The 19,328-nt window shown below is 67.4% G+C and carries 22 protein-coding genes; 6 read left to right on the top strand and 16 right to left on the bottom strand.

Annotation, left to right across the window (positions count from 1 at the left end; genetic code table 11):
• Nucleotides 1-52: 52 nt before the first annotated feature.
• The 5 genes from VKZ50_18070 to VKZ50_18050 form a co-directional block, all read right to left on the bottom strand.
• On the bottom strand, nucleotides 53-1,018 hold the full coding sequence (locus tag VKZ50_18070) for a hydroxymethylglutaryl-CoA lyase (GenBank protein HLJ61635.1): 966 nt from the start codon (nucleotides 1,016-1,018) through the stop codon (nucleotides 53-55).
• On the bottom strand, nucleotides 1,015-1,527 hold the full coding sequence (locus tag VKZ50_18065; GenBank protein ID HLJ61634.1) for a biotin/lipoyl-containing protein: 513 nt from the start codon (nucleotides 1,525-1,527) through the stop codon (nucleotides 1,015-1,017). The genes VKZ50_18070 and VKZ50_18065 overlap by 4 nt, the downstream gene beginning before the upstream one ends.
• The gene (locus VKZ50_18060) at nucleotides 1,520-3,070 is read right to left on the bottom strand and encodes a biotin carboxylase N-terminal domain-containing protein (protein ID HLJ61633.1); all 1,551 of its coding nucleotides are present in this window, start codon (nucleotides 3,068-3,070) and stop codon (nucleotides 1,520-1,522) included. The genes VKZ50_18065 and VKZ50_18060 overlap by 8 nt, the downstream gene beginning before the upstream one ends.
• Before the next feature lie 5 nt (nucleotides 3,071-3,075).
• Entirely contained in the window at nucleotides 3,076-4,683 is a 1,608-nt protein-coding gene (locus VKZ50_18055; GenBank protein HLJ61632.1) for a carboxyl transferase domain-containing protein, read from the bottom strand.
• 100 nt (nucleotides 4,684-4,783) lie between these two features.
• Entirely contained in the window at nucleotides 4,784-4,951 is a 168-nt protein-coding gene (locus tag VKZ50_18050; GenBank protein HLJ61631.1) for a YciI family protein, read from the bottom strand.
• Between the two features lie 120 nt (nucleotides 4,952-5,071).
• Here VKZ50_18050 and VKZ50_18045 point away from each other — a divergent pair, with 120 nt between their 5' ends.
• Nucleotides 5,072-5,560 (top strand): DinB family protein, encoded by a 489-nt coding sequence (locus VKZ50_18045; protein HLJ61630.1) that lies wholly within the window; start codon nucleotides 5,072-5,074, stop codon nucleotides 5,558-5,560.
• Nucleotides 5,561-5,608: 48 nt separating this feature from the next.
• Here the strand turns inward: VKZ50_18045 and VKZ50_18040 are convergent, their stop codons facing one another.
• Complete coding sequence (locus tag VKZ50_18040; protein HLJ61629.1) at nucleotides 5,609-6,499, bottom strand: dihydrodipicolinate synthase family protein; 891 nt, start codon at nucleotides 6,497-6,499, stop codon at nucleotides 5,609-5,611.
• Between the two features lie 192 nt (nucleotides 6,500-6,691).
• Between VKZ50_18040 and VKZ50_18035 the strand changes: the two genes are divergently transcribed.
• Nucleotides 6,692-7,663, top strand: coding sequence for a PrsW family glutamic-type intramembrane protease (locus tag VKZ50_18035; GenBank protein HLJ61628.1), 972 nt, complete (start codon nucleotides 6,692-6,694; stop codon nucleotides 7,661-7,663).
• Between the two features lie 84 nt (nucleotides 7,664-7,747).
• Here VKZ50_18035 and VKZ50_18030 read toward each other — a convergent pair whose 3' ends face one another.
• Complete coding sequence (locus VKZ50_18030) at nucleotides 7,748-7,951, bottom strand: hypothetical protein (protein HLJ61627.1); 204 nt, start codon at nucleotides 7,949-7,951, stop codon at nucleotides 7,748-7,750.
• A gap of 146 nt (nucleotides 7,952-8,097) precedes the next feature.
• Nucleotides 8,098-8,556 carry a hypothetical protein gene (locus VKZ50_18025; protein ID HLJ61626.1) on the bottom strand — a complete coding sequence of 153 codons (459 nt, stop codon included), beginning with the start codon at nucleotides 8,554-8,556 and terminating at the stop codon, nucleotides 8,098-8,100.
• Nucleotides 8,557-8,777: 221 nt separating this feature from the next.
• Here VKZ50_18025 and VKZ50_18020 point away from each other — a divergent pair, with 221 nt between their 5' ends.
• Complete coding sequence (locus VKZ50_18020) at nucleotides 8,778-9,083, top strand: hypothetical protein (GenBank protein ID HLJ61625.1); 306 nt, start codon at nucleotides 8,778-8,780, stop codon at nucleotides 9,081-9,083.
• A 178-nt stretch (nucleotides 9,084-9,261) separates the two neighbouring features.
• Here the strand turns inward: VKZ50_18020 and VKZ50_18015 are convergent, their stop codons facing one another.
• A complete protein-coding gene (locus tag VKZ50_18015) occupies nucleotides 9,262-9,624 on the bottom strand; it encodes a hypothetical protein (GenBank protein ID HLJ61624.1) in 363 nt (120 codons plus the stop codon).
• Between the two features lie 523 nt (nucleotides 9,625-10,147).
• Between VKZ50_18015 and VKZ50_18010 the strand changes: the two genes are divergently transcribed.
• The 3 genes from VKZ50_18010 (at nucleotide 10,148) to VKZ50_18000 (ending at nucleotide 11,515) form a co-directional block, all read left to right on the top strand.
• On the top strand, nucleotides 10,148-10,300 hold the full coding sequence (locus VKZ50_18010) for a hypothetical protein (protein ID HLJ61623.1): 153 nt from the start codon (nucleotides 10,148-10,150) through the stop codon (nucleotides 10,298-10,300).
• 46 nt (nucleotides 10,301-10,346) lie between these two features.
• Nucleotides 10,347-10,604 carry a UBP-type zinc finger domain-containing protein gene (locus tag VKZ50_18005; protein HLJ61622.1) on the top strand — a complete coding sequence of 86 codons (258 nt, stop codon included), beginning with the start codon at nucleotides 10,347-10,349 and terminating at the stop codon, nucleotides 10,602-10,604.
• 206 nt (nucleotides 10,605-10,810) lie between these two features.
• Entirely contained in the window at nucleotides 10,811-11,515 is a 705-nt protein-coding gene (locus tag VKZ50_18000; GenBank protein HLJ61621.1) for a methyltransferase domain-containing protein, read from the top strand.
• 197 nt (nucleotides 11,516-11,712) lie between these two features.
• Here the strand turns inward: VKZ50_18000 and VKZ50_17995 are convergent, their stop codons facing one another.
• From VKZ50_17995 to VKZ50_17965, 7 genes are all read right to left on the bottom strand, one after another.
• Nucleotides 11,713-11,901 carry a hypothetical protein gene (locus VKZ50_17995; protein ID HLJ61620.1) on the bottom strand — a complete coding sequence of 63 codons (189 nt, stop codon included), beginning with the start codon at nucleotides 11,899-11,901 and terminating at the stop codon, nucleotides 11,713-11,715.
• Nucleotides 11,902-11,917: 16 nt separating this feature from the next.
• Nucleotides 11,918-12,091, bottom strand: a complete 174-nt coding sequence (locus VKZ50_17990) for a hypothetical protein (protein ID HLJ61619.1) — start codon at nucleotides 12,089-12,091, stop codon at nucleotides 11,918-11,920.
• 265 nt (nucleotides 12,092-12,356) lie between these two features.
• The gene (locus VKZ50_17985; GenBank protein ID HLJ61618.1) at nucleotides 12,357-12,968 is read right to left on the bottom strand and encodes a LysE family translocator; all 612 of its coding nucleotides are present in this window, start codon (nucleotides 12,966-12,968) and stop codon (nucleotides 12,357-12,359) included.
• Between the two features lie 1,193 nt (nucleotides 12,969-14,161).
• Complete coding sequence (locus tag VKZ50_17980) at nucleotides 14,162-15,028, bottom strand: ABC transporter permease (protein ID HLJ61617.1); 867 nt, start codon at nucleotides 15,026-15,028, stop codon at nucleotides 14,162-14,164.
• A complete protein-coding gene (locus VKZ50_17975) occupies nucleotides 15,025-16,002 on the bottom strand; it encodes an ABC transporter permease (protein HLJ61616.1) in 978 nt (325 codons plus the stop codon). Before VKZ50_17975 ends, VKZ50_17980 begins: the two co-directional genes overlap by 4 nt.
• Before the next feature lie 82 nt (nucleotides 16,003-16,084).
• Complete coding sequence (locus tag VKZ50_17970) at nucleotides 16,085-17,713, bottom strand: ABC transporter substrate-binding protein (GenBank protein HLJ61615.1); 1,629 nt, start codon at nucleotides 17,711-17,713, stop codon at nucleotides 16,085-16,087.
• An 82-nt stretch (nucleotides 17,714-17,795) separates the two neighbouring features.
• On the bottom strand, nucleotides 17,796-19,142 hold the full coding sequence (locus VKZ50_17965) for a serine hydrolase domain-containing protein (protein HLJ61614.1): 1,347 nt from the start codon (nucleotides 19,140-19,142) through the stop codon (nucleotides 17,796-17,798).
• Nucleotides 19,143-19,328: the final 186 nt, after the last annotated feature.

Raw genomic sequence — 19,328 nt, 5'->3', positions numbered from 1 at the left:
GAGCGCCGGCTCGACACGACCGGCCCCGTCCCCCGTCGACTGAACGTTTGAATCAGCCCGCCGGCGGCGGCCCGGCCTGGAGATAGCGGGACGGCAGCGCGCGGCCGACCAGCAGCGCAAGCGGTCGCGACGCCTCGACCAACCGGGCGAGGTCCACCCCGGTGTCAATTCCCATCCCGTGCAGCATGTAGACGAGATCCTCGGTCGCCAAGTTGCCCGACGCGCCGGGCGCGTACGGGCAACCGCCGAGACCGCCGGCCGCGGCGTCGATCGTGGTGACGCCCTGCAACAGCGCGGCAAGGACGTTCGCAAGCGCCGTCCCCCGCGTGTCGTGGAAGTGGACCGCCAGGGCGCCTCGGGGCAGATCGCGCGCCAGACCGTCCAACAACGCCGCGACGTCCGCCGGCGTCGCCGCGCCGATCGTGTCCCCCAACGAGATCTCCCCACACCCCATCTCGAACAGGCGTCCCGCGACCCGGCGCACCGCATCCGGATTCACGCGTCCGTCGTACGGGCACCACCACGCCGTGGACACGTACGCGCGCACACGCATGGCGCGCTCGGCCGCAAGCGTCAGGACCTCGCCGAACCGTGTGAGCGACTCGTCGATCGTCATGTTGATGTTGTGTCGCGCAAACGCCTCTGACGCCGCGGTGAACACCGACACGTCGCGCAGACCGCACGCAATGGCGCGCTCCATACCGAGCCGGTTGGGCACCAGCGCGGACAGCGCGACGCCGTCCAGCGATCCGAGTCGACGCACCACGGCGTCGGTGTCGGCCATCTGCGGCACGCGGTCCGGGCGCACGAACGCGCCTACCTCGATCGTCCGAAGTCCCGCCGCCGCGAGGCGCCTGACGAACGCGACCTTGTCGTCGATCGAGAGCCTGGCGGCCTCGTTCTGGAGGCCGTCGCGCGGGCCGACCTCAACGATCCGCACCCGGCGGGGAAGCCCCGCGAACGGCGCCGCCAGGCCGTCTGGGAGCGGGTCGCGTGCTTCCCCGGCCTTACCCGTCACGGCGTGTCGCCGGGCATGACCGGAGCCAACTCCGCGACGACGGCTCCCCCATCCACCTGGTCTCCGGCGGCGACGCGCACGGCGCGCACCACCCCGGGGCCGCCGGCGCGCACGACATGCTCCATCTTCATCGCTTCGACGATGAGCAGCGGCTGCCCGGTCCGGACGGTGTCCCCGACCCGCACCAACACCTGGGTGACCACACCCGGCATCGGCGCGCGGAGGTCGCCGGTATCGTCTGTCGCGCCGCCGCCGCGCTCGCCACCCCGCCGCACGGGCTCGAAGTCCAGGGTCACGCCGTCGAGGTGCACGAAGGTGCGTCCGCCCGCCGCCGCCGCATGCAGGAGGTGCGTCCGTCCGTCAGACTCGACGAGCGCCACCCCGGACTCGAGGAGGGTGAGTCGCAGGCGGTGCGTACGGGGCCCCACCCGCACGGTCCACGCGTCCCCGTCCCGCGATACCTCGTACCGCGCCGCGACGCCACCGGCCCGAAGGACGACCTCACTCATGCGCGCCCGGCGGTCCGGACATCCCCATGCGCCAGGGGCCGACCCGCAACCATGGGTCCCAATCCCGGCCCGGGCTACCGGCAGGCGATCCTCCCTCCCCTGGGGCTGCAGTCGCCTCGGCCGTACCCGCGTCGCGCACCTGCGTCAGCACCGCGGCGGCCGCGGCGGCGAGCCCGTCCGCCTCGCCGGTCCACGCCCCGAAATGGCGCTCCAGGAACCGCGTCGTCGTTTCCCCGTCCCGGAAGGCGTCGTGCCGCACCACCGCGCGCAGGAATTCCAAGTTCGTCTGGCATCCCAGGATGACGTAGCGTCCGAGCGCGTCCGCCATCCGCGTTGCGGCGTCCTCGCGCGTCGCGGCGTGGGCGATGACCTTCGCGAGCATCGGATCGTATTCGACGGGCACGCGCCATCCCGCGCGCAACCCCGAGTCCACGCGCACCCCGGGCCCATGCGGCTCCACCAGGGCGAGAATGGGTCCCGGCGTCGGGCGAAACCCGTGCGCGGCGTCCTCCGCGCACACCCGGCACTCGATCGCGTGACCCCGCGCCCGCGGGGCCCGCGAGCGCCCGCTGCCGTCCGCCGGCAGCCGGTCACCGGCGGCGAGGTGCAGCTGCGCTTTGACGAGATCCACGCCGGTCACCATTTCGGTCACGGGGTGCTCGACCTGCAGCCGCGCATTCACCTCCAGGAAATACCAGCGGCGGTCGGCGTCTACCAGGAACTCCACGGTGCCCGCGTTGACGTACCCGGCCGTTTCCGCGATCGCCACGGCGGCGCGTTCGAGCTGCGATCGCAGCTCCGCGGTCACGAACGGCGACGGCGACTCCTCGATCAGCTTCTGGTGTCGGCGCTGCACGCTGCATTCGCGCTCGCCGAGGGCCATGGCGACCCCCGTGGCGTCCGCCAGAACCTGCACCTCCACGTGGTGGACCTCGTCGAGGTGGCGCTCCAACAACAAGGCGTCCCGGCCAAACGCCGCCCGCGCCTCGCGCCGGGCCGACGCGAGCGCTCCCGGGAGGTCGCTGGCCTCATTCACGCGCCGCATGCCCCGGCCGCCGCCGCCCGCGGCGGCCTTGATCATCAACGGAAATCCGATCCGGCCGGCCGCGGCCGTCAGGTCCGCGTCCGACGTCTCCTCAGCGTCACATCCCGCCACCACCGGGACCCCCGCTCGCCTTGCGAGCCGCCGCGCCTCCGTCTTGTCCCCGACGCGGGCGATCACGTCCGCGGGCGGACCGACCCACACCAGGCCCGCCTCGCGGACCGCCGCGGCGAACTCCGCCGACTCCGCGAGAAACCCGTACCCAGGGTGCACCGTGTCCGCGCCCGAGCGCCGCGCCGCGTCGAGCAGGCGACCGACGTGCAGGTACGTGTCCAGCGGGTCCGAGGCGCCAAGAGGCACCCGGTCGTCGGCCAGCCGCGGGTAGAGGGCGTCCCGGTCGGGATCCGCGTATACCGCGACCGTCCGAAGACCCAGCTCACGGCACGCGCCGATGACACGGACGGCGATCTCGCCGCGATTGGCGACCAACACGGTCCGCATCGGCGCTACATGCGGAACACGCCGGGCCGCATCCCGCGGACCGGTGCGTTGAGGGTGGCGGACAGCGCGAGCCCCAGCACCGTGCGCGTGTCGACGGGGTCGATCACGCCGTCGTCCCACAGGCGCGCCGTGCTGTAGTACGCATTGCCCTCCTCCTCGTACTTCGCGAGCACGGGGGCGGCGATCGAAGCCTCCTCGGCCGGGCTGAGCGTCTGTCCGTCGCGCGCGCGCTGGTCGCGCTTGATGGTGGCCAGCACCGCGGCCGCCTGCTCGCCGCCCATGACCGAGATCCGGGCGTTCGGCCACATCCAGAGAAACCGCGGCGCGTACGCCCGTCCGCACATCGCGTAGTTGCCGGCGCCGTACGAACCGCCGATGATCACGGTCAGGCGGGGCACGCCGCACGTCGCGACCGCGTGCACCATCTTGGCGCCGGCCCGCGCGATTCCCGCGGCCTCGTACTCGCGGCCGACGATAAACCCCGTGATGTTCTGGAGGAACACGATCGGAATCCGCCGCTGCCCGCACAGCTCGATGAAGTGCGCGCCCTTCTCGGCGCTCTCGACGAACAACACCCCGTTGTTCGCGACGATGCCGACGGGGATCCCGTGGATCCGCGCGAATCCCGTGACGAGCGTCGTGCCATACAGCGCCTTGAACTCGTGAAACCGGCTCCCGTCGACGACCCGGGCGATCACCTCGCGGACGTCGAACTGGCGACGGAGGTCGCGAGGCAGCACGCCGTACAGCTCGCGCGGGTCGTACCGGGGGTCCTCGGCCGCCGCGAGGTCGAGCGCGGGCGCCTTGACGCGGTTCAGCGTGCCGGCGATGTCGCGCACGATTGCGATCGCATGCGCGTCATCCACCGCCAGATGGTCCGTCACGCCGCTGCGGCGGCAGTGCACGTCGGCGCCCCCCAACTCCTCGGCGGTCACCTCCTCGCCGGTCGCGGCCCGCACGAGCGGCGGACCGCCGAGGAAGACCGTGCCGGTACCCCGCACGATCACGGCCTCGTCCGACATCGCCGGCACGTACGCGCCGCCGGCGGTGCAGGACCCCATCACCGCGGCGATCTGCGGGATGCCTTTGGCGGAGAGTCGAGCCTGATTGAAGAAGATCCGGCCGAAGTGGTCGCGGTCCGGAAACACCTCGGCCTGCAGCGGCAGAAATGCGCCGCCGGAGTCGACGAGGTAGATGCACGGGAGCCGGTTCTCGAGCGCGATCTCCTGGGCGCGGAGGTGCTTCTTGACCGTGAGCGGATAGTAGGTGCCGCCCTTCACCGTGGCGTCGTTCGCCACGATCATGCATTCACCGCCGTGCACGCGGCCGATGCCCGTGATGATCCCCGCGGCGGGGGCGTCACCGCCGTACATCCCCCACGCCGCAAGCGGCGCGATCTCGAGGAACGGCGATCCCGCGTCGAGCAGGGACTCGATGCGCTCGCGCGCGGTCTTCTTCCCCTGCGCGCGCTGACGTTCGCGGGCCCGGGCGCCGCCGCCCTCACGCACCCGCGCCAGCCGCTCGGCCAGGGTCCGCGCGAGCCCTTCGTGGTGGGCGCGGTTCTCGTCGAACTCCGCAAAACGGACGTCGACATGCGACTCGAGGACGCTCATCGACGACTGGTATTCCCCTCCTGTCGCGAGCGCACCTCCGGCCAACCGCGAATCCCGCGAGTCGCGCTCACCGGCGACGGCCCCGAAGCAGAACGACCCGCTAGCGCTGGAGGACCGCCCTGAACACGCCCCGCGTGGCCGCCGGATCGCGCTGTATGATCCCTTGGGCGGTATCCTCGTCGACCGCGTCGAACACCACGATGCCGCGGGACTGGTCCGTCGCGAGCGCCCGTCGGGTCGACCAGCTTGCCCGGCCGCGTCGGCTCAAGCAAATACGCGAACTCCTCCCCGTTGCTCCTCCTCTTCCGCGGTGAGCGGCGGCCGCGCAGGGCCCCGCCGTCCCGTCCGCGAACCTCACACGGTCAAGTCGTCACCGCCGGGAGCATCGATGCCGACGCCGGAACGCATCGCCGAGCTGATTCGCGCGTACGCCGACGGCCCGCGCCTCTTGGAGGCCGCGGTCGCCGGCATCCCGAGAGACGAGCTGGCCTTTCGTCCGGGCCCGGGGCACTGGAGCATCCACGAGAACGCCGTGCACGTCGCCGACACGGAGTTGGTCGCGGCGGTCCGGATGCGGTTCGTGCTTGCCGAGCCGGGCGCCACGCTCGTCGGGTTCGATCAGGGGCGCTGGGCGCAGACCCTCGGATACGCGTCGGCGTCGCTCGACGCCGCGCTCACGCTATTCCGAGCTGTGCGTGCGCCGACGGCGGAACTGCTGCGGCAGGCCCCCGCGGAGGCGTGGACCCAGACCGGCCGCCACACGGAAGCCGGGCTCGTGACGCTGGAGTGGCTCGTCGAACACTTCGCCGACCACGTGCCGTACCACCTCAAGACGATCGCCAAGCGCCGGGGGCAGTACGCCGCTTCCCACGGGTAGCGTGTCCCCATCGCGCGCGCGGGAGCGGCGGCGCGCTAGGGAATCCGATCAGTCGATCGGACCGCCCGCGTGCGCGAGCGCTGCGCGAAGCTCTTCCCGGGCGTCCGGGCTGAGCGCGGGCACGGGCGGGATGGGATCGCCGACCTCGAACCCCTGAAGCTCGAGACCGGCCTTCACGCACGCCGCGAGCGCGTGGCGCTGAAACACCTCGTTGAGCGACCACAACCGCCGCTGCAAGCGGTCGGCCTCGTCCCAGCGACCCTGCTGCGCCAGATCGTAGAGCGCGACGCACCGCTCCGGCAACAGACAGGCGGGTCCCGCCATCCACCCGACCCCGCCGAGCTGAAAGACGAGCAGCGGCACGTGCGCGGAGGCACTGAACACCTTCACGCGGTCGCCGGCGCGGTTGAGGACGGTCAGGATCTTTCCGGTTTCCCCCGAGGCATCCTTGAAATACTGGATGTTCGGGATCTCGCTGAGCGTCACGACCTGTTCCGGGGTCAGTTCCGCCCCGAGCAGCCTCGGGTTCGAGTACAGCACGATCGGGCACGGCACAGCCCTCGCGGTGGACGAGAAGAACTCGAAGACGGCAGACCGGGGCAGCGGAAAGTAGGTCTGCAGAATGAGGACGATCCCGTCCACCCCGAGGTCGACCATCCGGCGCCCCTGCGCGATCGCATCGTGCGTGGCGTACGCGGCCACGCCTGGTACGACCGGGACGCGTCCTCCCACCGCGCTCACCGTGATCCGCACGATCTCCTCGCGCTGCGCCGGGGTCAGGTACGGAAACTCCCCGGTGCTTCCGAGCGGGCTGATCCCATGGACGCCCTGGCCGACGAGGTGCTCGACGAGCCGCCGGAGCACGCCTTCCCGCACGCGGCCCGTCGCGTCCACCGGAGAGACCAGGTACGGGAAAATGCCGTGAAACGACCGCTCCATCGATCGCGCTCCCGGGTCCGTGCGTGACCGCTCGTTGCGTTGACCGTGCGTTTCGAGCGATGCGCTGTCTTCCATCCGCTTCGACCGGGTTCCTCCGCAACGGCGGAGACTGAGGCCATACGAACGGGAGCGCCGCACCCGTCCCGCTGCGCGACGGAGGAGTTGCGGTGGGGGCGGCGAACCCCGCGGCCGATGCCCCTGGGCTTGCCCGTCCTCGCCACCATCCTTCTCATCGTCGTGTTCACCGGGTGCTATGTCGTGCTGCTGTGGATTGCCGACCCGTACGAACGCGAGCCGATCAACCATCTTGTGGTGATGCTCACGCTCAGCGCCGCGGTGACGCCGATCCTGATCCGACTGGTGGAGGCGGCATCGGGCCTGCCCGACTCCATCTTCCCGCCACCGCTGCAACGCTACATCCCCCTTAGCCCGTGGACCGGTCTCGTGGAGGAAGCGGCCAAGGCGGCGATTGTGCTCGGGGTGTTCCTGTCCGCGCGACGCGTCTTCAGCGACGCGCTCGACGGCATGGTTGTCGGCGCGACGGTCGGCGCAGGGCTCGCCCTCGCCGAGTCGCTCGCGTACGTGCGCGAGATGGCGGCGGGGGGCCAGATCGCGCGCTTCGCGCCCGCCCCGGCGTTGAGCCTCCTCATCGGCGGCCTGAGCCAGGGCCTGTTCACGAGCCTGTTCGGGGCGAGCCTCGGCTACGTGCGCGGCACGGCGCCGCGCCTGTGGATCCTCGCAGCCGCCGGTTTCGGCGCGGCGGTCCTCTGCCACACGGGCTACATCGCCGCAACGGGGCGTGCCGCAGGGATCGTACGAGAGGCTGCGGACTGGGGAGGGGCGTGGCTCATCCTCATCGTGATGGGGTGGGGATGGGAACGGGAGCGGTACGTGTTACGTCACATGCTCGCGGACGAGACCGCCACCGGGGCCGTCACCATCGAGGAGTTGACGCGTCTCATCACCGTCCACCGGCTCGCGCGACCGCTCCAGGCGCTGAGGACCGCGGGACGGTCCCGGTATCGGGCCACCCGCTCGCTTCAGAACGCTCAAACAGTCCTGGCGTTTGCGAAGTGGCGCCGCGCGCGCAATGTCGGGATAGACCGGGACATCGAGAACGCCCGCGATGCGGTCCGGTGGGCGCGCGCACTGCTCCACGGCTAGCCGGCCAGACCCGCACCGAGAATACGGCCGGCGGGCGTTAGCCCACCGGCCGTGTCGCCGTATGAGCCGCGGGCGCGGGTAACGCTATTGACCGTTGCCGTCGCCCTGACCGTTCCCCTGAAGGTAGACAGGCGGCTGCAGATCGGCCGGCGCGAGGTCAGCGCCGTGGACCTGCACGGGTCCGACCGCAGGTGCCGTGTCGTCTGAGGTTGTCGATTGCGCCATTGCGGCGGCCGGCGCCAGAACTGTCACCACCCCAATGGCGAGCATTGCGAGAACTCGGCGCATGGCTGTATCCTCCTCCGCGCTCGTCGCTTGAATTGGCAGTCTCCCATGACTCGCACGATCGTGGACCGCGGCGAACCCGCGTGGCGCACATCTCTCGCAGTGTTGTCCACGAGGCCAGCGACGCGGTTCGAACTCGGGGCCCGCCGTCAGCGGTCCGACGGCGAGGCCGCCACGGGAGGAGGCAGCGCAAGCCTCGCGAGCTGGGAGCGAGGCGGGACACGATTGGCGTCGGGCGCGGCGGTGACGGGAGCCCACGTGCGAAGCGTCTCGGGTCGGTCGAACGCGGGAGCCCGGCCCGCTGGCGCCGCCACGACCGTATCGGAGCCAACGAAGCGATCCACGGCGGGCAGGAGCACCGGAGGCAGCAGCGACGATAGATGCCCCGGGCTGGCCGCCCCTCGCATGAACAGCACGCCCGCCAGACAGCAGACGACCAGGAGAACGTCGACGCGACGCGCCAACACCCTGCGATCGTCCTGTGCGCGCTTCCACTGGGGCCCGTCGATCGACGCGCGATGGAACCGTGCTGCAGCGAGACACTTCACGATCACACTGTACCCAGGACCGTTGAAGAATCTGTGAATGTCGTGTAAACCTCGTGCCACAGAAATTCTCCAAAATTGCCTCCGATACGCTGCCGATGTTGCGCCATAGCGCCGAGCGTCTTGGCCCGTTCCAACGGCCGATCGGCCGCTCCGGAGCGCCCGACCCATGTCTAACGGACCGGGGCGCTGGGCATCTCCCCGATTGCGCCCGTTCGGGCGGCGAACTGTCGCCCCCCCTTTCGACGTACGACGATCAGACCGCCAGGGCGCAGGAGGCAGACGTGGCAAGCCAAGTGAGGTCGCGGCTCAGCAGACCGGCGGAAGTGATTCTTGTCAGCGCGTATCGGGCGAAGATCCGCTACGGCAAGGTCTTCCGCCACGTCGGTCCAAAATCGGGGCAGGTGGTCGCGGTGGGGCGGCTGCGGAAGGAAGGCCCCGAGTGGACTCGCGCGCTCGCGGAGTTGGAGCGAAAGCAGTACGTGTCTCGCAAGAGCGATACGTGCTATGAACTGACCGCGCGCGGAACCGAGCACGCGGCGATGCACTCGGCTGCTTTCGGAGACAGTCGCCAATCGGACAAACGATAGGGGAAAGCCGGCACGGAAGACGGGACCCTAACTAGTGGGCGCGGATCCGTGGGCACGGCGTGGTCAGATTCCCCCCCGCCACGCCCACCACGGATCTCGCGCCCCTTGTGCGTCGTCCGCCCCCTGGCCGGGCCGGGATGTGTGCGGAACGAGGCGGCGGACAGACGAGTACCTGTACCTAGTGAGACGTGGGACTCTCACACGTGTCGGCGATAGCGATCATCGTCACCGCAGCCATCTGGGCACCCGCGCTCTGGGGGTGCGCCACAAGGTACCGCCCCACAATCTCCTGAAGCTGGTCCGCGGAGACGCGCGGGCCGCTGTACCGCTGCTCGAGACAAGCACGCGCCGCGACGGTGTCACTTGGCGAAACCCGCAACGCGTCCGCGACACCCGCGACGTACGCCTGCTGCTCCACCGGTGTGCGCACCCGGTACGTACTCCCGTTCAGGAATCCCCAAAGCAGTCCCTGGGCCAGCGCCATCGTTACCACGCCCAGGATCAACCCCACCACGAACCCGGCCAACAGTCCCCTGTTCATGGTCCTTCCCCCCACAATGAGCCGCGTGGGCACCATCCGAAGCGACCAACACACCTTCCAGTACGACGATATCTTCAGGACGGCGGCGTGGGGTATCGGGCAGTGGACCTATTTTCGGCCGGATCCGGAAAGGCGCGGGACACCCCCGTCCGCTGCGTACTGGAAGGACCGTCCCGCCATTGGACAACCACCGGGGCATCACGGAAGGAGAGAGCCGCCGGGCCGCCGATTGAGTACAGATCTGGGACCGTCCGATGAGATGCGAGGCAACGACAACGGCCCGGCACTCAGTATATGCCCAGAAGTGGACTCCGGAGTGACGCCGGTTAGGGCTCTTCCGGGTGTTGCGCTCCCCCCCACCCCGGGCATCGCGACCGTGCACCGGTCGACGGAGGCCGTCGCCCGCCCGAGCTGGCCGACCCCGGCACGCGGAACGCGCGGAGCCGCCGCACGGAATGACGTCCGACGTCCGGACCGTTATCGGAACGGACGCGTCCGTGGGGCGCGCGTGAGGAGGTGGCTGATGACTCTCCAGCTCGGTGATACCGTACCGAACTTTGACGCGGACACCACAGAAGGCCGTATCAGCCCTCACGCGTGGATCGGCGATGCCTGGGCCGTGCTGTTTTCCCATCCCAAGGACGTTACGGCAGTCTGCACCACTGTGCTTGGTTAGCGGAGCATCAACGAGTGCACTGCACCCTGTCGAGATCGGAGGATGTATGGCGACGACCTGCACGCATCTGGATCAAATTCGGAAGGTGACGCCGTCCGGAAGAGGGTGCAAGGAATGCCTGGAACTGGGCGACACCTGGGTGCACCTCCGCCTCTGCTTGACCTGCGGACACGTCGGGTGTTGCGATGACTCAAAGAACCACCACGCGACCAAACACTTTCATGTCACCCGCCACCCCATCATCCAATCGTTCGAACCTGGAGAAGACTGGCGTTGGTGTTATATCGACGAGGCAATACTCTGAGCACGTCGGTGCGGTCCTATCGCCTGTCCGCGCGCCTGTCATGAACGTGACCGCGATGCACGCCCACGGAGTCGACGCGAGCGGAGGAGAAACCGGATCGGTTGCACCGATGGCAGGGCGTTCGAGAACCTGAGCGGAATTTCGGGTTCATAGGGGATCGGGCGTGTTTCTCGGAAAGACTGGTGGCGGGATTCGGAGGCCGTTCTGTGCAGACTACCCCCTGGCTGTTTGATGAGCTAGCCCACGCTGGCGACGAACATGTCGATGCGACGTACATTGCCGGCTATGAACGCAAGGCCGATTATGACCCCAGCGACGACGTGGCGCGATTGCGCGAACTCGGCCTCGGCCGAACCGACACCCTCGTTGATCTGGGAGCGGGTACCGGTGCCCTCGCGGTGGCCGTCGCACCGTTCTGCCGCCGGGTGGTGGCGGTGGACATCTCCGCACCGATGCTCGCTGTCGCGGAGGCGCGAGCGAAACAACGAGGCATCACGAATCTCGGGTGTGTCCGGTCGGGCTTCCTTACCTACGTCCATCAGGGAGAGCCGGCAGACTTCGTCTGCTCCCGTCACGCCCTGCACCACCTGCCGGACTTCTGGAAGGCCGTCGCGTTGGTGCGGGTTGCCGCCATGCTCCGACCGGGGGGCCTGTTCCGCGTGCGTGACCTCGTGTACTCTTTCGCCCCGAGCGAGACGGAGCGCGTGCTCGAGCAGTGGCTCGCCCGCGCGTCCCAGCGACCGGACATCGGCTGGACACGTGCAGAACTGGAAACGCACGTGCGCGAAGAGTACAGCACCTTCACCTGGCTCCTGGAGCCCATGCTCGAGCGAGCCGGCCTAGAGATCCGAGAGAGCGAATACAGCGAGTCCCAGATCTACGCGGCCTATACTTGCGTGAGGGTCCCCTGATCCGATGGAGGAGCCTGCGCGGCCGCGAGAAGGAACCGACTATCGGAAGTGGCGGAGAGGGCTGAGGCCAGTTCTCACAAGCGCGACGTAGACCAATACGCGAAGTGCGACAAAGATAAGCCACGTCTCGTTTGACATTTCCGTACCCCCGCAAGACCTTGCGCTGCATGGCGTACCCTACCAGGGGTGTGGTTTCGTCACCCTCGCTGACGCACCACGACAGTATAATTCGGAATTTCCATTATCTGTTCCAGAAGCACCTTCTGCCGAAGAAGCCCATCGTAGTGGTTCATGAGTCGGTCGAGGTCCTTCTCGCAGATAGCGCGTATTTGATCGGTGATGGGTTGACGAAGTTCGTCGAGTGCTTTGGCGCTCTCGGCGGTCATCGTCGTGGCAGGCTCCCTACGACTTGTGGAACGACGCGGCGATGAATGCGCTGACCATTCCGAGAGCGAACCCGAAACAAATCAACGCCACGCTCCGCACATGCTCGCCCGAGCCCGAAACGCGAGCGGCGCCCAAGATGATCGCCCACACTACAATGACGCCGATCACGTACCCTCTTCGAGTACTCATCGTTGTTGGTCGCTTCCACTTGGCCCGGACGTGTCCTGCAGCGTGATGCAGCGCCCGCACCCGGGCGTGGGATGCCGCTCCCTATCTGTGTCTCTGAGTGCCCGAAGACGTCTCGAGCCGGCGACTCCGCTCCGCCCGCTAGGACTTCGGGGGCGCGTACTCCCATCGGCTCCAGTGGTTCGTCCATCGCGCCCAAGAACGCACCGTTCGAGGAGTAGGCGTAATTGGACACACCAGTGTCACGACGTGCGACGGAAAGACGTGTTCAGCGATGGGCAAACGCGAGTTTCGCGCCGAGCGCGACGAACGCGCCAGCGAACGTACGGCGCATCCACGTCAACACGCGGGGGCGTGAGATCACGTGGTTCCGTATCGACGCAGCGAACAGACCGTACCCGACGAAAACGACGAAGGTCATCAGCATGAACACGCCGCTGAGCGCGAACATGCGCGAAAGTGGATGTGGGTCATTCGCGCTCACAAACTGCGGCAGGAATGCAAGAAAGAAGAGCGACAGTTTCGGATTGAGGATGTTGATCAGGATAGCGGTAATGATGACCCGCGTGGCCGACCGGGACCCTACTTGCTGTTCCACCTGGAGTGCCCCGTGCTCCTTCAGCGTGTTCCGGGCGAGATAGAGGAGATAGGCCACGCCGAGGTATTTGAAGCTCTGGAACGCGACCGCGCTCGTATGCAACAGCGCTGCGAGGCCCATGATCGCGGCAACCATGTGCGGGACGATGCCGAGAGTGCATCCAAATGCCGCGACGACGCTGGCGCGGGATCCCCGCGAGAGGCCAGCCGCCAGCGTATAGAGAACGCCCGTGCCGGGTGAAACAACCACGATCAGGGAGGTAACGAGGAAGTCGATGCCCACGGCGGCCCTCCGTTGCGCGTCCCTGCTACCTGCGATGTCGCGGCGGTCCAATCGAACCAAGATTCCGTGTGCTGATACGGGAACTCCTTCCGTCGTGGGAGCCGTCCTCTCGCCAAGTCGCGGCGTCGCTCTTCAACCTTCGCCCCCGGCCCTCCCCGCCCTCGTTCCGTCTGTTTGTCTGGAACGCGGCCCGGACGCCGGTGGTCGAACTCCCGGCCCACGATATGTTCTGGCGGCGCTCAAGTTTCTGGTAACGGACGGTGCTTAACGAGGGGTCCCGGTATCGGGGTTCCTGGGCCGAGCCGGTGAACTCACCCGTTCGGCTGCCCGCTGGGCGGGTCGAGATCTCCTGAGCGGCGATCGCGTTGTTCAAGTACCATGACCCTACGACGTCCCGGCCCAATCACATGGAAATACTGCATTCACCCGATGGACCTCTTCGAGCGTGTACCGTACCCTGATCTGTGGCTTCATCAAAATAGAATCAACTAATCGCGGGGCAGGGAGATGGGATTGCTCGGCACTGACTACTGGGGCGGCTACGCGTTCACGGTACTGCTGAGGCAGGTGGATGCCACATTTGTCTGGCGCATCGTGCGTACGGGGAAAGGATCGATTCTCACCGTGATGGAGGGTTCGGCGGTGACGCCCATCGAGGCAATGGACCACGCAACAACTGCCCGCCGCAAACTCATCGACAGTCTCTCTGACGCGGCTCGACTGGCGCACACCCCCCTCCGGGCACACCATACCGAGCCAGATACTAGAGCGACATAACGCCAGCGACTGCGCGGCTCCAAGAGCATACTGCATGCGGGCCACGGTGAGCGCGCACTGGTGCCGCGCATCGGTGAAGGACCCTGCCGTCCACTCCGCATCGTATGCGGCCTTGTGCGCATGGTCGCAGGCTGCGACCCGTCAGTGGGACGCCTTGACACCATCTACCGCCGCTTCATCCGCGATCTCCCCGACCACGCGGTGGCGACCCAGTTGTAGTCATCATGCTTGGACGGCATATCAGCTGCCGAGCACGCTGGCATGAACGGACATCGTACCTCGAATGTGTCACGGACGTCGTGCAGTTCTGCGACGTGGCTCCTGTCGGCGCGCCGGCCGGGGCACGCGCTGCTGGGCGAATGAGCCGCGGCTTCCGGCATGGACGCGGAGTTGCGCACCGGGGTGCCGCCGAGCGCTCATCGCGTCACCGACATCCTCACGTCAAAGGCATCCCGCAGCCCGTCTCCCACGAACATGAACGCCATCACGGTCGCGGTGATCAAGATCCCGGGGAAGATCGCGATCCACGGCGCGCTGAAGAGGTACGTTTGGGCCCCGATGATCATGTTGCCCCACGTCGCCTGCGGAGGCTGGATCCCGACGCCGAGAAAGCTCAACGCGGACTCGAGCAGGATCGCATTGCCAACATTGAAGCTAGCCGTCACGATGACCGGGCCCAAGATGTTCGGCAACAGATGGAGGATGATGACGCGCGCCGCCGGTGCGCCCATCGCCCGGGCGGCCTGCACGTACTCCGTCTCCTTCTCGCTCAGCACCAACCCGCGGACGAGACGGGCCACCACCATCCACGAGGTGAGCCCGATCAGGACGACCAACCCCACGGCCCCCGGGTGGAAGATCATTTCGATCACAACGATAACGTAGAATAGCGGCAGGGAGAGGACAAAATCCACTGCCCGACTGATCGCCTCGTCGGTGTACCCCGCGACGTAGCCGGCGACGCTCCCCACCACCGTGCCAACGACCACGGAGATCGCCATGGCCGCGAGGCCGATTGCCATGGACACACGGCCGCCGTAGAGAGCGCGCGCCAGATAGTCGCGGCCCACGTTGTCCGTGCCAAACCAATGCTGCGCGTCCGGCGGCACCAGGCTGTGGGTGAGGTCCACGTCATTCGGTGTGCGGCTGGTGAGGAGACCCGGGCACAGCGTGACCACGGCGAGCACGATCAGCACGCCCAACCCGACCACGGCGCGACGGTTGCGTCGGAAGCGGCGCGCGCCGAGGCGTACGCGTGTAGGCGACCGCGGAGGCGCCGTCATCGCGGCTTCGCTGCGGGAAGACGGACCCGAGGATCGACCACCGTGTGCAACAGGTCCGCGAGGAAGTTGCCGGCCAAGGTCAGGACCGCCGATACCATCAGGATCGCCATGACCACGGGGTAGTCGCGATTGTCGACGGCCGAAATCCCCAAATAGCCCATTCCCGGCCACGAGAAGATCGTCTCCACGATGTACGATCCTGCGATCAGGCGAGTCAGCGACAGGCCGAGCAGCGTGACGATCGCGACCAGCGAGTTCGGCCAGGCGTGCCGAAACACCACCACGATGCCGCGAAGCCCCTTCGCGCGGGCGGTGCGAACGTACTCCGCGGTCAACTCCTTGAGGAGACTATCCCGCTGGTATCGCTGCCAGTAGGCGACCTCGTTGACCGCGAGGGTCGCCGCCGGGAGGACGAGATGGACTGCCACGTCGCGAGTCGTCGGGCTGAGCGCATACGCATTCATCATGCCCGACGACGGCAACATCGGCCACACGTAACTCAACAGGTAGATCAGCACCAACCCCACCCAGAACTGAGGGACCGCGAACCCCACGGCCGCAAAGCTGGCCAACACGGTGTCGGCGGCGCCATTGGGCCGCAGGGCCGACCACACGCCGAGCAGGATCCCCGCGAGCAGCCCAAACCCCGTGGCGACGCTCATGAGCAAGAACGTCTTCGGCAGGGCATCGGCGATTTCACCGGCGACGGCCGCGTGGGTCACCAGACTGTATCCCATATCCCCGCGCAGAAAAGCGGCGAGCCAGCGCCCGTACTGCACGTAGGTGGGTTGGTCGAGCCCGAGTTGATGCCGCACCGCCGCGATCACGGCGGGCGGCGTTTGATGAAAGGGCTCCGACAGATACATCTCCACCGGGTCGCCGGGGGCGGCCCGCAAGATCCAGAACGACGCAAGGCTGACCGCGAAAAGGATGAACAGACTCTGGACGAGGCGTCTGGTGAGATACGCAGCCATCACAGGCTAGCGATCGGGCGCGCCCAGGACGCGCCGGAAGACTGGCGCCCTCGCGAGGGTGCCAGCCTCCGGCGCGAGTGGGTCAATGACGGTTCAGGGTCAGATCCTGAACCCGGTAGAAGATGCCGGTGTTGTTCGGATCCGCGCCCGACGGCTGCGGGACGCCGCCGACGACATCCTGGATGCCCACGTGTCCCCGATAATAGTATAGGGGGATCATTGGCACGTCCCCCGCGACCTGCTGCGCAATCTCGTCCAAGGTCGCCTTCCGCGCCGCTCGATCGGGCGTCGTGTTCGCCTTGTCGATCAACGCATCAAGCCGCGGTGACGCGTAGCCCGTGGGATCGGCGGACTTGGTCAGCCAGAACGCGCTGACGTCCGGCACGAAGGAATAACCGTCCCACCAGAGGTAGGCGTCAAAGTCGTGGTCGTTCAGCAGCTTCGGCTGCAGGGACGCGCGGTCGAGCTGCACGATGTTCACCTTGAAACCGACGTCGGACAACTCTTTCTGAATCGCGACGGCGAAGGGCATCGGGTCGGAGTCCGTCGCCCTGGCCTGGATGGAGATGGTAAGCGTCAGTGGCTTGCCTGCCTTCTCGAGCACACCGCCTCCACCGGCGGCCTTCCACCCATCCTGAGCCAGGAGCGCCTTCGCCTTCGCGGGATTGAAGCCGTACGTCGTCACGCCTGCATCGTACTGCCAGGTGCCGGGCGGTCCGATCAACGATGTCGCAACCGTGGTGTCCGCGCCGGCGATTGTCTTGACGAGTTGTTGCCGATTGATGGCGTAAGCCACCGCCTGTCGCACGCTCTTGTCGTTGAGCGGGGCGCGACGCACATTGAATACCAGCGCGAAGATCCATCCGGCGTCGTACCCATGGATCTTGACGTGCGGCATCTTGGCGGCGGCCGTCAGCGCGGCTTTCCCGCCCAACCCCGCTGCCGTCACCTCGCCGCTGCCAAGGGCCGCGAGCGCGGCGTTCTGATCCTCCAACTCCTTGAACACCCAGTACTGGATCTTCGGCGCGCCCCCGAAATAGTTGGGGTTGGCCTTGAGGATCACCTGTTGCTTCGGCACGTACTTGACCACCATGTACGGCCCGGTGCCGATCGGCTTGAGATCAAACGGGGTCGTTTGCAGATCGACGCCAGCCAAGAGGTGTTTCGGCACGATCACGCTGTTCTGCCGCCACATCATGAAAAGAAACGTGTTCGACGGTTGCGGGAGATCGAAGCGGACCGTGTCGGCGTCGACTTTCGTCACCGTAACCGGCTTCCCGGCGACCATGAACGCGGGCGCCATGTATGACTTGTTCTTGGGATCGAGCGCCGCCTGGACTGTGAACACCACGTCGTCTGCGGTGAACGGCTGCCCATCATGCCACGTCACGCCCTTGCGCAAATGGAACACGTATGTCTTGCCCCCGTTGCTGACGTCCCAGGACTGCGCCAGGGCACCGTGCGGCTCGAGGCTGCCGTCAAAGGACACGAGCCCGTCGAACGTCCACAGCGGCACGCGGTCGAGATCCATGTCCAAGAGCGGGTTCGTCTTATCCATCACCCGCGACGCCCACACAAAGGTATTGTTCGGTCCGGGCGGCGCTTCCGTCGCGGCCCCCCACCCTCCCGCCGTTGACAGCGAGAGCCCGATCAACGCGACCACCACCGCGCAGCGAAGCAACACGCGAGTGTGCCGTGCCACGTTCGTCATCACCACATTCCCCCTTTCACCCTGGTCGAGCGTGCCGCCACGTGGACCGCGACGCACGTGGCGGTGTCGATCTGTGCCGATCTCAGAGGCGACGCATGCGCGACCCTCCGAACGAAAACTCGAGGACGGTCCCGTCCGAGGCCCGTTCATTCACCACGAGGTCCTCGCCGACAGCCCGTCCCGCCAAGATGCGCAAGCGGCCCGGTGCGATTGGCGCGAGGGGCACACCCGCGCGTGCATCCAGGCCGCTCGAGAACACCAACTGGCGGCCGTCGTATCCTATCGTCGCCTCGTACCACCGATGCATGGCATAGTGGCCGAGCAACGGGCGAAGGTCTGCCGGCACCGTGTCGGCGCCGAGCGAACCCGCGGCGCGGGCCTGCGCGGTTCGTACCGCGTCGACGAAGTCCATCGCCAGCTCGATCGGTGCGTCGCTCCCGCCGACGGTGGAAAACACCGCGGCGGCGACACGGTCCTCGCATGAGATCTCAAGCGCGCACCGATTGCCGAGATACGATCCGCTGTGCCCGATATAGACACGCTCACCCCGGCGCAGTTGTCGCCAGCCCAGGCCGTATCCGACTTTCCACCCGGGGACCTCAGGATCGATGAGGTGCACGCGGCGCGCCTCGGCCGCCACCCCAGGCGACAGCAGCGAGGGCGGCGCCCACTGCGCCTTCGCCAGCGCCAGCACATCCGTCGGCGTGGACAGCAACATACCGCAGGCCGAATACGCGCGGAGTTCCTGGTGCGGCGTCGGTTCAAACCGCCGCTCCAACGGAGGTATGAAATGTCCCTGGGCAAACGGCTGGCCTGCGTCGCCGGTCAGATGAAAGCGCGTCGCGCCCATGCCGAGCGGGCGCACGATCCGATCCAGCACGAACGCTTCGTACGCGCCACCGGCCGCCGCCTCGACCACCAACCCCAGCATGGAAAAAGCCGCATTGGAGTACTTCAAGTGCATCATCGGAGCGGCGACCGGCTGAAACGTCGCGATCATGCGGCGAAACTCGGCTTCGTCCGGAAAGATGCCGGACTCCCAGACATTGCGTCCGCCCTCGGCCGGGATCTCCGAACCGTGACACAGGATGTGCCGCAATGTCACGGTCGGTCCCGACGGTCGAAACTCGGGCAGCCACTTCGAGACAGGATCATCGATGTGCAGTTTCCCCTCATCGTGGAGAATGAGGATGGCATGCGCGGTGAACAGCTTCGTAATGGACCCGATGCGGTGCAGATGCTCGGTGGTGAGCGGTTCGGTCGGGTCAAACCGAGCCACGCCGGCGGCGTGGGTCCAGACCACGTCGCCGTCGACCAACACCGCGGCCTGGAGCCCCGGCGTCGGCCACTCGACGAGCGCGCTCGCCATACGGCGCTCGAAATCCGCGATCGTGGTCGGGGTGAGTCTGTGCTGGACCTGTCGCTCCATTACACGCTCCTTTGACGTCCGTGACCGGCACGCACGCGGCCTAGTGTGTACTGTTTGGACGTAGTGTTAACACTTGGAGGGCTACCTCCCGTGACAGCAAGAGGGTCACAGTCCAGCCTCCGAATACTCCAACCGAGACCTGGCGGGTTTCGGAAGGAGGGAGACGGACGTGACCCTCGAGGACAG

Source organism: bacterium (assembly GCA_035295165.1).
In the GTDB taxonomy this organism is placed as follows: Bacteria; Sysuimicrobiota; Sysuimicrobiia; order Sysuimicrobiales; family Segetimicrobiaceae; genus JAJPIA01.
The sequence above is the reverse complement of the archived record's forward strand: the minus strand, read 5'-3'. Positions and strand labels throughout refer to the sequence as shown.